This window comes from Streptomyces sp. RK62, assembly GCF_018070255.1.
Taxonomy (GTDB): Bacteria; Actinomycetota; Actinomycetes; order Streptomycetales; family Streptomycetaceae; genus Streptomyces; species Streptomyces nigra.
Genome location: NZ_JAGPYD010000016.1, coordinates 166,087 through 180,066 on the forward strand (window position 1 = coordinate 166,087; position 13,980 = coordinate 180,066).

13 protein-coding genes are annotated in these 13,980 nt (G+C 72.0%); 5 read left to right on the forward strand and 8 right to left on the reverse strand.

Features of this window, described 5'->3' with window-relative positions; genetic code table 11:
- The first annotated feature begins 106 nt into the window (after positions 1-106).
- Both ftsH and folE read left to right on the forward strand, forming a co-directional pair.
- Complete coding sequence (gene ftsH, locus KBY32_RS28650; protein WP_055624712.1) at positions 107-2,146, forward strand: ATP-dependent zinc metalloprotease FtsH; 2,040 nt, start codon at positions 107-109, stop codon at positions 2,144-2,146.
- Positions 2,147-2,296: 150 nt separating this feature from the next.
- The gene (gene folE, locus KBY32_RS28655; RefSeq protein ID WP_210982138.1) at positions 2,297-2,902 is read left to right on the forward strand and encodes a GTP cyclohydrolase I FolE; all 606 of its coding nucleotides are present in this window, start codon (positions 2,297-2,299) and stop codon (positions 2,900-2,902) included.
- A 31-nt stretch (positions 2,903-2,933) separates the two neighbouring features.
- Here folE and KBY32_RS28660 read toward each other — a convergent pair whose 3' ends face one another.
- From KBY32_RS28660 to KBY32_RS28685, 6 genes are all read right to left on the reverse strand, one after another.
- Entirely contained in the window at positions 2,934-3,425 is a 492-nt protein-coding gene (locus tag KBY32_RS28660) for a DUF3180 domain-containing protein (protein WP_210982139.1), read from the reverse strand.
- Positions 3,426-3,482: 57 nt separating this feature from the next.
- Positions 3,483-4,094: a 2-amino-4-hydroxy-6-hydroxymethyldihydropteridine diphosphokinase gene (folK, locus tag KBY32_RS28665; protein ID WP_055624709.1), complete on the reverse strand. Its 612-nt coding sequence runs from the start codon at positions 4,092-4,094 to the stop codon at positions 3,483-3,485.
- The gene (gene folB / locus KBY32_RS28670) at positions 4,091-4,450 is read right to left on the reverse strand and encodes a dihydroneopterin aldolase (protein WP_055624708.1); all 360 of its coding nucleotides are present in this window, start codon (positions 4,448-4,450) and stop codon (positions 4,091-4,093) included. The genes folK and folB overlap by 4 nt, the downstream gene beginning before the upstream one ends.
- Positions 4,451-4,640: 190 nt before the next feature.
- Complete coding sequence (locus KBY32_RS28675) at positions 4,641-5,147, reverse strand: nuclear transport factor 2 family protein (RefSeq protein ID WP_055624707.1); 507 nt, start codon at positions 5,145-5,147, stop codon at positions 4,641-4,643.
- Positions 5,144-6,034, reverse strand: coding sequence for a dihydropteroate synthase (folP, locus tag KBY32_RS28680; RefSeq protein ID WP_210982140.1), 891 nt, complete (start codon positions 6,032-6,034; stop codon positions 5,144-5,146). The genes KBY32_RS28675 and folP overlap by 4 nt, the downstream gene beginning before the upstream one ends.
- Before the next feature lie 139 nt (positions 6,035-6,173).
- Positions 6,174-8,006, reverse strand: a complete 1,833-nt coding sequence (locus KBY32_RS28685; protein ID WP_115509333.1) for a phosphatidylglycerol lysyltransferase domain-containing protein — start codon at positions 8,004-8,006, stop codon at positions 6,174-6,176.
- Between the two features lie 179 nt (positions 8,007-8,185).
- On the opposite strand from KBY32_RS28685, the gene KBY32_RS28690 reads away from it, so the two are divergent.
- Both KBY32_RS28690 and KBY32_RS28695 read left to right on the forward strand, forming a co-directional pair.
- Positions 8,186-9,331: an esterase family protein gene (locus KBY32_RS28690; protein ID WP_210982141.1), complete on the forward strand. Its 1,146-nt coding sequence runs from the start codon at positions 8,186-8,188 to the stop codon at positions 9,329-9,331.
- A 116-nt stretch (positions 9,332-9,447) separates the two neighbouring features.
- Positions 9,448-10,866, forward strand: a complete 1,419-nt coding sequence (locus KBY32_RS28695; RefSeq protein ID WP_210982142.1) for a hypothetical protein — start codon at positions 9,448-9,450, stop codon at positions 10,864-10,866.
- Between the two features lie 70 nt (positions 10,867-10,936).
- On the opposite strand, the gene KBY32_RS28700 is transcribed toward KBY32_RS28695, so the two are convergent.
- Both KBY32_RS28700 and KBY32_RS28705 read right to left on the reverse strand, forming a co-directional pair.
- Entirely contained in the window at positions 10,937-12,271 is a 1,335-nt protein-coding gene (locus tag KBY32_RS28700) for a PH domain-containing protein (protein WP_055624702.1), read from the reverse strand.
- Complete coding sequence (locus KBY32_RS28705) at positions 12,268-12,786, reverse strand: PH domain-containing protein (protein ID WP_210982143.1); 519 nt, start codon at positions 12,784-12,786, stop codon at positions 12,268-12,270. Before KBY32_RS28705 ends, KBY32_RS28700 begins: the two co-directional genes overlap by 4 nt.
- 31 nt (positions 12,787-12,817) lie before the next feature.
- Between KBY32_RS28705 and KBY32_RS28710 the strand changes: the two genes are divergently transcribed.
- Positions 12,818-13,969: an NADH-quinone oxidoreductase subunit D gene (locus tag KBY32_RS28710; RefSeq protein WP_210982144.1), complete on the forward strand. Its 1,152-nt coding sequence runs from the start codon at positions 12,818-12,820 to the stop codon at positions 13,967-13,969.
- Positions 13,970-13,980: the final 11 nt, after the last annotated feature.

Genomic DNA, 13,980 nt, shown 5'->3' on the forward strand with positions numbered 1-13,980 from the left:
CGGCCGTCCCGTGCGGCTACGGGCGTCGAAGCTGGGGTACCGTCAGAAGAACTGTCTTATCAAACTCACTATGGCAGGAGGGACGGGGCGGCACCGCTCCGTATGGATGGACGTGAAGCGATACTTCCGTGGGCCGGTCATGTGGATCGTGCTGGCCGTCCTTGCCGTGGTCGTGTTGATGCAGGTCGTCGGCTCGTCCGGCGGCTACAAGACGGTGGACACCGGCCAGGTCGTCCAGGCGATCAATGAGAACAAGGTCGAGTCGGCCAAGATCACCACCGGCGACGAGCAGAACATCAAGGTCCAGCTCAAAGACGGTGTGAAGGTCGACGGATCCACCAAGATCCAGGCCAGCTACATCGGCGACCAGGGTGTGGACATCGCCAACACCCTGCAGAACAAGTACCAGCAGAAGCAGATCCCCGACGGCTACACGGTCTCGCCGTCCAAGCAGAACCCGTTCGTCGGCATCCTGCTCTCCCTGCTGCCCTTCGTCCTCATCGTCGTCGTCTTCCTGTTCCTGATGAATCAGATGCAGGGCGGCGGCTCCCGGGTCATGAACTTCGGGAAGTCGAAGGCGAAGCTCATCACCAAGGACACCCCGAAGACGACGTTCTCGGACGTCGCCGGCTCTGACGAGGCCGTCGAGGAGCTCCAGGAGATCAAGGAGTTCCTCCAGGAGCCCGCCAAGTTCCAGGCCGTCGGGGCGAAGATCCCCAAGGGCGTCCTGCTCTACGGCCCTCCCGGCACCGGTAAGACGCTTCTGGCGCGCGCCGTCGCCGGTGAGGCGGGCGTGCCCTTCTACTCGATCTCCGGTTCCGACTTCGTCGAGATGTTCGTCGGTGTCGGTGCCTCCCGGGTCCGCGACCTGTTCGAGCAGGCCAAGGCGAACGCCCCGGCGATCGTCTTCGTCGACGAAATCGACGCGGTCGGCCGCCATCGCGGCGCCGGCCTCGGCGGTGGTCACGACGAGCGCGAGCAGACGCTGAACCAGCTGCTCGTCGAGATGGACGGCTTCGACGTCAAGGGCGGTGTGATCCTGATCGCCGCCACGAACCGGCCCGACATCCTCGACCCGGCTCTTCTGCGCCCCGGCCGCTTCGACCGGCAGATCGCCGTCGACCGCCCGGACATGCAGGGCCGTCTGGAGATCCTCAAGGTCCACCAGAAGGGCAAGCCGGTCGCCCCGGACGTCGACCTGTCGGCGGTCGCCCGCCGTACGCCGGGCTTCACCGGTGCCGACCTGAGCAACGTCCTCAACGAGGCCGCCCTGCTCACGGCCCGCTCCGACAAGAAGCTCATCGACAACCACATGCTGGACGAGGCCATCGACCGCGTCGTGGCGGGCCCGCAGAAGCGGACCCGGATCATGTCGGACAAGGAGAAGAAGATCACCGCGTACCACGAGGGCGGACACGCCCTGGTCGCGGCGGCCTCCCCGAACTCCGACCCGGTCCACAAGATCACGATCCTGTCCAGAGGCCGGGCCCTCGGCTACACGATGGTGCTCCCGGACGAGGACAAGTACTCGACCACGCGCAACGAGATGCTGGACCAGCTGGCCTACATGCTGGGCGGCCGCGCGGCCGAGGAGCTGGTCTTCCACGACCCGACCACGGGTGCCGCGAACGACATCGAGAAGGCCACGGCCACGGCCCGCGCGATGGTCACGCAGTACGGCATGACCGAGCGTCTCGGCGCCATCAAGTTCGGCGGCGACAACACCGAGCCGTTCCTCGGTCGTGAGATGGCTCACCAGCGCGACTACTCGGAAGAGGTCGCCGCGCTGGTGGACGAGGAAGTCAAGAAGCTGATCGAGAACGCGCACAACGAAGCCTGGGAAATCCTGGTGGAGAACCGCGACGTCCTCGACAACCTCGTCCTGGCCCTGCTGGAGAAGGAGACGCTGGGCAAGGAGGAGATCGCCGAGATCTTCGCCCCCATCGTCAAGCGCCCGCCGCGGCCCGCCTGGACCGGTTCCTCCCGCCGTACGCCGTCCACCCGTCCGCCGGTGCTCTCCCCGAAGGAGCTCGCACTGACGAACGGCGCCAACGGCACGACGCCGGCGATCAGCACCGCCAAGTCGACGGTGACGGAGCCCGCCCCGGCGGCCGAGCCGGCCCCCGAGGAGCGTCCCGAGAGCTGACGCCCCACCCGGTCGCTGACCGGGCCCGGAATGGATGCCGTGCCCCCCTGGTTCTAGCCTGGGGGGCACGGCATTTCGTATGACCGCAGATCAGACGCGTGACCAGACGCGTGACACATACGCGCACCCGCGAAGAAAACGAGGCACCAGATGACCGACCCGGTGACGCTGGACGGCGAAGGCCGCATCGGCGAGTTCGACGAGAAGCGCGCCGAGGCCGCCGTACGGGAACTGCTGATCGCGGTCGGTGAGGACCCGGACCGTGAGGGTCTGGCGGAGACGCCGGCGCGGGTGGCGCGGGCGTACCGGGAGCTTCTGGCGGGGCTGCGTCAGGACCCGGAGGACGTGCTGACGACGACCTTCGATCTCGGGCACGACGAGATGGTGCTGGTGAAGGACATCGAGATCGTCAGCCTCTGCGAGCACCACATGCTGCCGTTCCACGGCGTGGCGCACGTCGGTTACATCCCGGCCGAGAGCGGCAAGATCACGGGTCTGTCGAAGCTCGCGCGGCTGGTCGAGGTGTTCGCCCGCCGGCTGCAGGTGCAGGAACGTCTCACCACGCAGATCGCGGACTCCCTGATGCGGATCCTGGAGGCCCGGGGTGTGATCGTCGTCGTCGAGGCCGAGCACATGTGCATGTCGGTACGCGGTATCCGCAAGCCCGGCGCCAAGACCACGACGTCCGCCGTGCGCGGCCAGCTCCGGGACTCCACGACCCGCGCCGAGGCGATGAGCCTGATCCTGGCCCGCTGAGCGGGGCCGGCCCAGGGGGCGGAGACAGCCCCTAGGTGGTCGGGGCCGCCCCGGTGCCGTCGTGGTCGTCCTCGTCGTCCGGGAGCTTGCAGACGCGCTCCAGGAACAGGGCCGCCGCTATGACACCGATGGCGGCCACGACCGAGAAACCGGCGTAGATGGCCTGGTCGCGGCGGGCGGGGATTTCCAGGGACTCCAGCAGGACGACCCCGGTGCCGCCGTACATACCGGCGACCAGGGCAGCCACCAGGGCGCTGGCCTGTCCGAAGACGACCGCCCGGGCCGCCATCAGCGGGTCGACGCCCTTGGCCTCCGGGTCGCGCTCGCGCTGCGCCTTGAGGCGGGAGCGGATCGACAGCGCCGTGGACAGCAGGATCACGGCGATGATCGCCAGCACGATGGGGGCGGCCAGGGGGACGCTGGGCAGGGTCCCGATGGCGTTCCACAGGCGGGCGCCCGCCCAGGACAGGACCCCGGCGACCACGAACACGCCGACCAGCATCCTGATGCGCAGCTCTCTCACGGTGTCCCTTCAGCTCCCCCGGCACCCACGGAGTGTGGGCCGTCTCGACCTTAACGACTACTCGGGCAGCCGGAGTTCCAGGTCCTGGCGGGGGACGACGCCCTGACGGGTGAGGGTGCCGAGCAGATCGGCGACCGCGCCCCGGCCGGGCAGCTGCGCTTCGGGGTCCAGGTCGTACCAGGGCGCGAGGACGAAGGCGCGCTCGTGGGCGCGCGGGTGCGGGAGCGTGAGCACCGGGTCGTCGGAGACGACATCGGCGTACGCGACGATGTCGACGTCGAGGGTGCGGGCGCCCCAGCGCTCGTCGCGGACCCGGTGGAAGGCCTCCTCGACGGCGTGGGCCCGCTCCAGCAGCGAGGACGGCGGCAGGGTGGTCTTCAGGACGACGACCGCGTTGAAGTACGACGGCTGGCTGCCCGGGTCGACGCCCCAGGGCTCCGTCTCGTACACGGGGGAGACGCCCTTGATCCGCAGGCCCGGCGTGTCCGCGAGGGCGTCCACGGCGCCCTGGAGGGTCTCCAGACGGTTGCCCAGGTTGGAGCCGAGGGAGAGCACGGCCCATTTGGGGTTGTGCAGGGTCGTGTCGGCGGCGTCGACCTTGTCGACGACGGAGGCGGGTACCGGCTGGACGGTCGGGTCGCTGGGGCCCTTGATGAAGGGTGCGGTCATACTCGGCTCCGGGTGATGGTGACGGTCACGTCGTCGAAGGGCACGGTGATCGGCGCGTCCGGCTTGTGGACGGTGACCTCCACCTCCTGGACTCCCTCGTGCTTCAGACAGGCCTGCGCGACGCGCTCGGCGAGCGTCTCGATGAGGTTGACCGGCTCGCCCTGGACGACGGCCACGACCTCCTCCGCCACGATGCCGTAGTGCACGGTCTTCGCCAGGTCGTCGTCGGCGGCGGCGGGCCGGGTGTCCAGGCCGAGGACGAGGTCCACGACGAAGGTCTGGCCCTCTCTGCGCTCCTCGGGGAACACCCCGTGGTACCCGCGGGCCCTCAGGCCGCGCAGCGCGACACGATCCACGCGAATCACTCCTGCAGTCGTCGGTGACGGCCGGTCGGTGCCCTGTGCGGGCGGCACACCGGCCTCGGCCGAATCTACCCGCGGGCACCGACAGCGCCGGGCCGTGGGGGCGCGGCCCGATCGGAAGCCGCCCCTACCCGCGGTCAGCCGATCCCAATCACCTCTTGGTCCCTGTGGCCCGCGTACCCACTCAGCCGGGGGTCTCGTCGCCGTCCTCGGCGTCGTTCTCGGCGAGGACCGGGGAGGCGTGGTGGGACCACATCCGCCAGCCGTCGGGTGTGCGCCGGAACACGTTCGTGGCGACGACGAGCTGCCCGACGAGGGGCCCGAGCTCGTCGTCGTGACCCTCGGGGGCGGGACCGCCGCTGAGGATGTTCTCCGTGCAGGTGACGATCGCGGTGTCGCCGGTCACCGAGGTGTGCACGTCGGTGAGGAAGAATTGGATGTAGTCGGTGTTCGCCATGATCAGCGCGTACGACCGCAGGACCTCGCCGCGGCCGGTGAGCACGGGCCAGCCGGGGTGCACGCAGGAGACCACTCCGGCGTCGGCCGGGTCGTGGTAGCTCTCGTCGACGCCGAGGTCGGCCGGGGTCAGCCAGAGCGAGGAGAGCGTCTCGAAGTCGCCGCGCTCCAGTGCCTCGTAGAAGGCGGTGTTGGCCGCCTCCACCTGCTCGACGTCGGTGTGGGGGGCGCTCACCGGGTTCCTTCGCCGCCCGCCGCGCCGCCGCGTGCCTCCTCGATGGCGTGCACGACCCGGACGGCGTCGGCGGTGGCGCGCACCTCGTGGACGCGGACGGCCCAGGCGCCGGCGTGCGCGGCGAACGCGGAGACGGCGGCGGTGGCGGCGTCCCGCTCGCGGGCGGGCGGCGGCTCGCCCTCGGGGCCCGCGAGGACACGGCCGAGGAACCGCTTGCGGGAGGCGGCGACCAGGACCGGGTGGCCGAGGGTGTGCAGCCGGTCGAGGTGGGCGAGCAGGACGAGGTCGTGCTCGGCGTCCTTGGAGAAGCCGAGGCCGGGGTCGACGACGACGCGGTCGGGGGCGATGCCGCCGGCCAGGACGGCGTCCACACGCGCGCGGATCTCGTCGACGACCTCGGTGACGACGTCGGCGTACACGCCCCGGACGTTCCCGCCCTCCAGGAAGCCGCGCCAGTGCATGACGACGAAGGGGGCGCCGGCATCGGCGACGACCGGGATCATCGCGGGGTCGGCCTGGCCGCCGCTGACGTCGTTGACCAGGGCGGCGCCGGCGGCGAGGGCCTGCTCGGCGACGGAGGCGCGCATGGTGTCGACGGAGACCGTGACGCCTTCCGCGGCGAGGCCGCGGACCACGGGTATGACGCGGCGCAGCTCCTCGTCCTCGTCGACCCGGGTGGCGCCGGGGCGGGTGGACTCGCCGCCGACGTCGACGAGGTCGGCGCCCTCCTCGACCAGCGCGAGGCCGTGCTTGACGGCGGACGTGGTGTCGAACCAGCGGCCGCCGTCGGAGAAGGAGTCGGGGGTCACGTTGACGACTCCCATGACCGCGCACCGGTCCCACTGCGGAAGGCCCGCGACCCGCCCGCGTCCGCTCTGCTTGCTCATACGTTCAGCGTAGGCGCTCCGCTGGTCGGGCCGGGCGCCCACGGTGGGTGCCGGAACAGGTTCGTGGGCGGCTGCCGGCCCAACGCGGCGAGCGTGCGTGCCAGACACCGCGAGGCAGGTGGGAATTGTCAGACACCCCCTAGGCCGCCTGGATGTCCGACTCCGCCAGCCGGTGCGGGCAGGGGCGCGGGGCGGTGGTGCGGCGGCGCAGGAAGCGCGGCAGGGGCAGGGCCAGGTTCACGAAGCCCTCCGCCTGCATGGCCGCGATACCGAGGCGCGGCAGGTCCGCGGAGGCGCGGTAGACGACGAAACGGGGCTCCCAGCGGGGCTGGAACTTCGCGTTGAACTTGTACAGGGACTCGATCTGGAACCAGCGGGAGAGGAAGACCAGCAGACCGCGCCAGGCGCGCAGGACGGGGCCCGCGCCGATCTTCTCGCCGCGGGCCAGCGCCGAGCGGAACATGGCGAAGTTCAGCGACACGCGCGCGATGCCGAGCCTGGGGGCGGCCTGGAGGGCGGCCACGATCAGCAGTTCGTTCATGCCGGGGTCGGCGGAGCGGTCGCGGCGCATCAGGTCCAGGGAGACGCCGTCGGTGCCCCAGGGCACGAAGTGCAGGACGGCCTTGAGGTCGCCGTAGGGACCCGGTTCGGCGTCGCTCTTGTGGGCGGTGGCGATGAGGCAGTCGCCGTCGGCGGGGTCGCCGACCCGGCCGAGGGCCATGGAGAAGCCGCGCTCGGTGTCGGTGCCGCGCCAGTCCTCGGCGGCGCGGCGCACCCGCTCCAGCTCGGTGTCGCCGAGGTCACGGACGCGGCGTACCCGGGTCTCGTAACCGGCGCGCTCGATGCGCTTGACCATCTGGCGCACATTGCGCATCGCGCGGCCGGCGAGCGAGAAATCCGGGACGTCCACCACCGCCTCGTCGCCCAGTTCGAGGGCGTCGAGCCCGGTCTCGCGCGTCCACACCTCGGCGCCGGTCTCGGAGCAGCCCATGACGGCCGGGGTCCAGGAGTGGGCCTTGGCCTCGTCCATGAAGCGCTCGATGGCGCCGGGCCACGCCTCGACGTCGCCGATGGGGTCGCCGCTGGCGAGCATCACGCCGGAGACGACCCGGTAGGTCACCGCGGCCTTGCCGCTGGGGGAGAACACGACGGCCTTGTCGCGGCGCAGCGCGAAGTGGCCGAGGGAGTCGCGGCCGCCGTGCCGGGCCAGCAGGGCGCGCAGCCGGCTCTCGTCGTCCTCGGTGAGACGGGCGGCCGGGTGCTCGGGCCGGAAGGCGAGGTAGATGGTGCTCACGGCGGTGATCCAGCCGAGGGCGCCGAGGGAGAAGGCGACGGTCCAGGACGTGCTGCCGTGGTAGTCGACCGGTCCCTCGAAGCCGGCCATGCCGTACAGGACGTGGCTGATGCGGTCGGCCAGGCTCGGGTCGCCGAGCAGGGTGCCCGGATGGGCGCTGACGATGACCAGTCCGAGGGCGAGCGAACCGGCGCCCATGAGGACGAGGTTGGCCAGTGCCCGCCAGCGGCTGCGCGGGTCGGGCAGGGCCGTGAACTGGTCGCGGTGGCGCAGCAGGGTGACGAGGAGCCAGACGGAGATGAGGACGCCGATGACGGAGTGCCGGTAGGCGAACTGGGCCACCGCTCCGGCGGGCAGCAGCACGACGGCCGCGCGCCACGCCCGCCGCTTGCCGCGCCGCAGTCCGTGGGCGAGCAGCAGCAACAGCACGCCGGCGCTGAGCGACAGCGCGGCCGCGAACGGCCCGAAGGCGCCCGGGAGCACCTCGGCGAGGGCGTGCATCCGGCTGTGCCGGAAGCGCGGGAAGACGCCCGCGGCGACGTCCAGCAGTCCGACCAGGGCGCAGGCCCGTCCGACGAGGAGCGGGACGGCCTCGGGGCGCGGCCCCAGCAGCAGCGGCCGCAGCCGGCCCGACAGATGCCGTATCCGGCTTGCCCGTCGCGGAACCCCGCCCGACATTTCCACATCTGTCCTGACAGACATCGCATCCCATGAGTGCTGCGAGAGTTTTGGATCCGGTGCCGATTCGGGCATCCGGCGACATTGCGCCTTCTAGGACGGTGTCGTGGGGGGAGAGGTTCACTCGGCTCCTCAAAACCGTTTCAGAGGCCGAGGAAAGCGCGGGCGGGTAACCACTGATGGGTCTGACGAGCGACAAGGTGCTGGCACTGGCGGTGCTGACGGCCGTGGGGCTGTTCGCCGGCACGGTGTGGCTGTGGCCGCGGCTCGCCCGGAGGAGCGTACGGGCCGTGGCCGGACGGGTCGGGCTGCTGCTGGGCACGCAGTTGGCGCTGTTCGCGTCGGTCGGTCTCGCCGCCAACCAGGCCTTCGGCTTCTACGCCGGCTGGGCCGATCTGTTCGGGCGGGAGAACGGCATGGGGGTCGTGGTCGACCACACCCCGGCGGACGGCCCGCTGCGTGTCGTGGACACCCGCCGGGTGCCGGGGTCGGCGAGCGGGGACCCGGCCGTGAGCGGGCGGATCCACAAGGTCGAGATCGTGGGCCGCACGAGCCGTATCGCGACGCCCGCGTACGTCTATCTGCCACCGGAGTATTTCCAGCCGGGATTTCGCACCCGGACGTTTCCGGCGTCCGTCGTCCTGACCGGGTATCCGGGGACGGCCGAGGCACTGGTCGACAAGCTCGACTATCCGCAGACGGCGGCGCGGCTCACCGGTCGGGGTCGTATGTCTCCGATGGTGCTGGTGATGATGCGCCCGACCGTGGCGCCGCCCCGGGACACGGAATGCGTCGACATCCCGGACGGCCCGCAGACGGAGACCTTCTTCGCCGAGGACCTGCCCGAGGCCGTGGAAGGCCACTACCGGGTGGGCGGGCGGCCCGGCGGCTGGGGGATCATCGGCGATTCCACCGGCGGCTACTGCGCGTTGAAGCTCGCCATGCACCATCCGGCGGTGTACGGCGCGGGCGCCGGGCTCTCCGCCTACTACAAGGCGCCGATCGACGCGACGACCGGCGACCTCTTCCACGGCGACGAGAACCTGCGCGACCGGGCCGACCTGCGGTGGTGCCTGGAGAACCTGCCCGCGCCGGACACGTCCCTGCTCGTCAGCAGCAGCAGGGTCGGCGAATCCAACTACCGGGACACGCTGAAGTTCATCGAGCGCGTGAAAGCGACGAAGCGGACGCGGATCTCGTCGATCATCCTCGAAAGCGGCGGGCACAACTTCAACACCTGGCGGCGCGAGATTCCGGCGACACTGGAGTGGACGAGCGAGCGGCTGAGCACCCCGGAGAGAGCGGAAGAGCCGCCCCGATCTTGATTCTTGGTCAATTCCACGGCGAATGTGATTGCTGATGCCGTGTGAACGGCAGGGGATGGCCGTGTTTTTACGGGGCGGGGCTCCAAGAAACGCCTACGCGCGGTAAGTTTCTGGCCATGCCACGTGGACGTCACCGTCATTCCCCGCCCCTGCACAGGGTGCTGCCCCCGTCGGCGATCGCAGGCGTGTCCGTCGTCTGGGCGCTGGCGCCCTGGGTGTTCACCGAACCGGTCGTGCTGCGCGGACTGGCCGCGGCCGCCGCGGCCACCGCGGTCGTCGGCGCGGTCGTCATGCGCCGCTGGGACGCCCAGGCGGGCAAACAGGTCGCCGACCTCACGCGCGCGCGGGCGAGCGACGAGTGGCGGCACGAGGAACGGGTCGCCGAACTGGAGACCGACCTCGACGAGTCGCGCGAGCTGCGCCAGAAGCTGGAGCAGCGGCTGCGTGCCAAGCGCGCCGAGCTCGCGAAGCTGCGCAACGAGCACGCGGCCCTGCTGCGCCGCTACGCCACGGCGGAGACCGAGCGGGCGAGCGTCCTGGAGGAGCGCCGGGTCCTGGAGATAGAGGCGACCACACCCGCGCGCGCCCTGCCGCCGGGCACGGCCCCGGCCGCCGAGGACACCGCCGCCGCGGAGGCGCTCGCGGACGCCGAGGCGCTGGACGAGGCCGGGGCGGTGGAGCCGGACGAGGCGCCCGGCGAGGCTCCGACGGTCTTCTCGCCCGAGGGCTCCCGGCTGTTCCTGCGGGCGCAGGCGGCGCTTTCGCGGTTCGACGAGGACACGCGGGACGCACGGGACACCGAGGCCACCGAGGACGGTCCGGGCGACGAGGAGGCCGCCGAGGCGGCTGCCGACGACGGCGCGGACGAGGACGGTACGGCGGACACCGAGGCCGTGGCCGCCGACGAGGACCCGGCAGCCGAGCGGGTGGAGGGCACCGGCCCGGCGAAGGGCACCGACGAGGCGCCGTCCGGCCGCTCCCCGAAGGGCGAGCCCCCGCACCACGTCCCGCCGCAGGGCCCCTCCGGCCGGAGGGCCGTGAAGGCCGGCGCGGGCGCCCCCGAGGCGCCGCGCACCGCGGGCTCCGAGACGGAGCGCGCGCCGGAGGACGACCCGCGGGGGAAGTCCGGGGCGGCCGACGGGCACGAGCGCGCGGCCGCCACCACCCGGACCGACGCGTCGGCATCGGCCCAGCCCGCGCTGCCGCCGGCCCGGCGGCCCGGCGGCCACTTCATCGCGCCGACCGCCGTGGCCGTCGTCCCGGCAACTCCCGTACGGCGTCCCTCGGTCGAGGGCGGCTTCGACTTCTTCGGCACCCAGAAGCAGGACGGGCCCGCCGCGCTGGAGTCCGTGCAGAACGAGGACCTGGCCGACGTGGTCGGCGAGGAGGCGCTCGCCCTGCACAAGGCCGAGGCGGAGGCGGAGTTCAAGCCCGCCGACGACCGGTCCCGTGGCGTCGGCCAGGTCATCGACCTGACGGCCCACGACGAGACCGAGCACATCGACGTCCAGGGACTGCGCAGCGCGGTCTCCTGAACCACGCGAAGGGGCGCCGGGGACCACGATCGGTCCCCGGCGCCCCTTTTCGCGCGCCTCAAAGGGTGTCTCAGGCCATCCAGCGGTCCGGCCGTGCGTCCCGGCGCCCCGTGCGGGACCGTTCCGCCTGCGTGCGCAGCAGCTCGGCCGCCTCCCCGGCGTCCCGCAGACGCGCGGTGACGGTCTTGCCGGCCCCCGTGTCCACATGGACGTCGGCGACGTTCCAGCGGCGCTCCCAGGGCCCCTGGGTGAGCCGTACGCTCTGCACCTTCGCGTGCGGGACGAGGGCCAGGGTGCGGCTCAGCAGACCTGCCCGGGCCGCGAACACCGCGTCCGTGACGGCCAGTCCGTGCCCGCGCCACCACAGGGGCACACACCGGCCCGCCCGCCGGGGCGGACGCGTCAGGGCCTCGGGCGGCGGGACGGTCACCCCGGGCAGCACCCGGGCCACGACCGACTCGGCGATCTCGCGCGGGGCGACCGGCAGCAGCACCGAGTTGGACGAGCCGGCCACGTCCAGCTCCACCCGCACCCAGCCGCGCCGCCGCCACAGCAGCGGCTCCACCAGCCGTACGGTCTGCACCCGGCCCGGCGGCACCGTCTCGTGGGCGCGGTCGAGCAGACCGTGGTCGAGGCGCAGCCCGTCCGGCGACTCGCCCACCGTCCAGTCGTACTCGGTGACGAACCGTCCGACGCTGGCCGCGCCCGCCGCGCCGACCAGCGGCACGGCGGTGGCGAGCACCGTCCACACGCTCTCCGTGAACAGCCACAGCACGGCCGGGACGACGAGGGCGGCGGCCAGCGTGCCCCAGGTCGCGCCGGTCAGCACGAGGGAGACGGCGAGGACGCGCGGCGGCACCCGCAGCAGCTCCCGGGACGGGGCCTCGCCCACCTCGTGCGCGGTCTCCGGCGCGAACCCGGCCGCGCGCGCCAGGAGCTCCGCGCGCAGGGAGCGCGCCTCCTCCGCGCCCAGAAAGGCGAGTTCGTCCTTCTTGTCCGTGCCGACGACGTCCAGCTTCAGCTTGGCGACGCCCGCCACGCGCGCGAGGAGCGGCTGGGTGACGTCGATGGCCTGGATGCGCTCCAGCCGGATGTGCGCGGTGCGCCGGAACACCAGGCCGGTACGGATGCGCAGTTCGGAGTCGGTGACGGCGAAGTGCGTGTACCACCAGGTGAGGAAGCCGTAGAGGGCGGCGGCCGGGACGAGCACCGCGAGCGCGATCAGCAGGGTCGTGGTCGTCAGCCGGGTCAGCTGGCGCTGCGCCTGGTCGGGGTCGTGCACCGCCCAGCCGATGAGCACGGCGACGGGCGCCCACGCGCGCCGGAGCGGCGTCACGGGGTGCAGCCGGCGCTCCGACACGGGCCGCGCCTCGCGTATGGCGTCGTCGACGCCCGGGGCCGTCACAGGCCCGCCGATCGGGCCTCGCCCAGCTCGGTGAGCCGGTCCCGCAGCCGCTCCGCCTCGGCCGGGTCGAGGCCGGGGATGGTGGCGTCGGTCGCGGCGGCGGCCGTGTGCAGCTGCACGCTGGCCAGCCCGAAGTGCCGTTCCACCGGCCCCGAGGTGACCTCCACCAGCTGCATACGGCCGTACGGCACGACCGTCTCCTCACGCCACAGCACACCCCGGCTGATCAGCAGGTCGTCGGCGCGCTCGGCGTAGCGCCAGGAACGCCAGTTCCGTTCGAGCATCACCCAGCCCCAGACCATCAGGGCCAGCGGCAGCGCGGCGAACACCGCCCAGCCGGGCCCGGCGAGCCAGCCGAGCAGCACGCCCAGGCCCACCGTCAGCAGCCCCAGCCACACCACCAGCAGCAGCCGGCGCATCCGCAGCAGCCCCGGCGGGAGCCCGGTCCACACCGGTCCGTCCTCCGTGCGCCGGTCCCGCGCCGTTCCCGTGTCCTTCTGACTCCCCGTCTCCATGGGGTCAGCGTACGTAGGGGAGACTGGGGCCATGACTCCTACGACGGAGACCATGGTCGGTATCGGCGGCGCCGCGGAGAGCACCGACATGGTGCTCAACATCGGCCCCCAGCACCCCTCGACGCACGGTGTGCTGCGCCTCAAGCTCGTCCTGGACGGCGAGCGCATCACGAGCGCCGAGCCCGTGATCGGCTATATGCACCGCGGCGCGGAGAAGCTCTTCGAGGCCCGTGACTACCGCCAGATCATCATGCTCGCCAACCGCCACGACTGGCTGTCGGCCTTCTCCAACGAGCTGGGCGTCGTCCTCGCCGTGGAGCGCATGCTCGGCATGGAGGTGCCGGAGCGGGCGGTCTGGACGCGGACCCTGCTGGCGGAGCTGAACCGCGTGCTCAACCATCTGATGTTCCTCGGGTCGTACCCGCTGGAGCTGGGCGGGATCACGCCGATCTTCTACGCCTTCACCGAGCGCGAGGAACTCCAGCACGTCATGGAGGAGGTCTCCGGCGGGCGGATGCACTACATGTTCAACCGGGTGGGCGGCCTCAAGGAGGACCTCCCGGCCGGCTGGACCACGCGCGCGCGTGCCGCCGTCGCCGACGTGCGCTCCCGCATGGACCGGTTCGACGATCTGGTCCTCGGCAACGAGATCTTCCGCGGGCGCACGCGCGGGGTGGGCGTCCTCGCGCCCGAGGCCGTGCACGCGTACGGCGTGAGCGGACCGATCGGGCGCGCCTCGGGCGTCGACTTCGATCTGCGCCGGGACGAGCCGTATCTCGCGTACGGCGAGCTCCAGGACGTCCTGAAGGTCGTGACCCGGCAGGAGGGCGACTGCCTCGCCCGGTTCGAGTGCCTGCTGGAGCAGACCCACAACGCCCTCGATCTCGCGGACGCCTGCCTGGACCGGATCGCGGAGCTGCCGCCGGGGCCGATCAACCAGCGGCTCCCCAAGGTGCTGAAGGCACCCGAGGGGCACACGTACGCGTGGACCGAGAACCCCCTCGGCATCAACGGCTACTACCTGGTCAGCAAGGGCGAGAAGACGCCGTACCGGCTGAAGCTGCGCTCGGCCTCGTACAACAACATCCAGGCGCTGGTGGAGCTGCTGCCGGGGACGCTGGTCGCGGACATGGTGGCGATCCTGGGGTCGATGTTCTTCGTGGTCGGGGACATCGACAAGTAGCCCCGGCGCGG

Excerpts from the sequence above, each read along its gene's own strand:
- ftsH (WP_055624712.1), top strand. The coding sequence starts at position 107 with ATGGACGTGAAGCGATACTTCCGTGGGCCGGTCATGTGGATCGTGCTG.
- KBY32_RS28695 (WP_210982142.1), top strand. The coding sequence starts at position 9,448 with ATGCCACGTGGACGTCACCGTCATTCCCCGCCCCTGCACAGGGTGCTG.
- KBY32_RS28705 (WP_210982143.1), bottom strand. The coding sequence starts at position 12,786 with ATGGAGACGGGGAGTCAGAAGGACACGGGAACGGCGCGGGACCGGCGC.
- folP (WP_210982140.1), bottom strand. The coding sequence starts at position 6,034 with ATGAGCAAGCAGAGCGGACGCGGGCGGGTCGCGGGCCTTCCGCAGTGG.
- folE (WP_210982138.1), top strand. The coding sequence starts at position 2,297 with ATGACCGACCCGGTGACGCTGGACGGCGAAGGCCGCATCGGCGAGTTC.
- KBY32_RS28690 (WP_210982141.1), top strand. The coding sequence starts at position 8,186 with ATGGGTCTGACGAGCGACAAGGTGCTGGCACTGGCGGTGCTGACGGCC.
- KBY32_RS28685 (WP_115509333.1), bottom strand. The coding sequence starts at position 8,006 with ATGTCGGGCGGGGTTCCGCGACGGGCAAGCCGGATACGGCATCTGTCG.
- folK (WP_055624709.1), bottom strand. The coding sequence starts at position 4,094 with ATGACCGCACCCTTCATCAAGGGCCCCAGCGACCCGACCGTCCAGCCG.
- KBY32_RS28710 (WP_210982144.1), top strand. The coding sequence starts at position 12,818 with ATGACTCCTACGACGGAGACCATGGTCGGTATCGGCGGCGCCGCGGAG.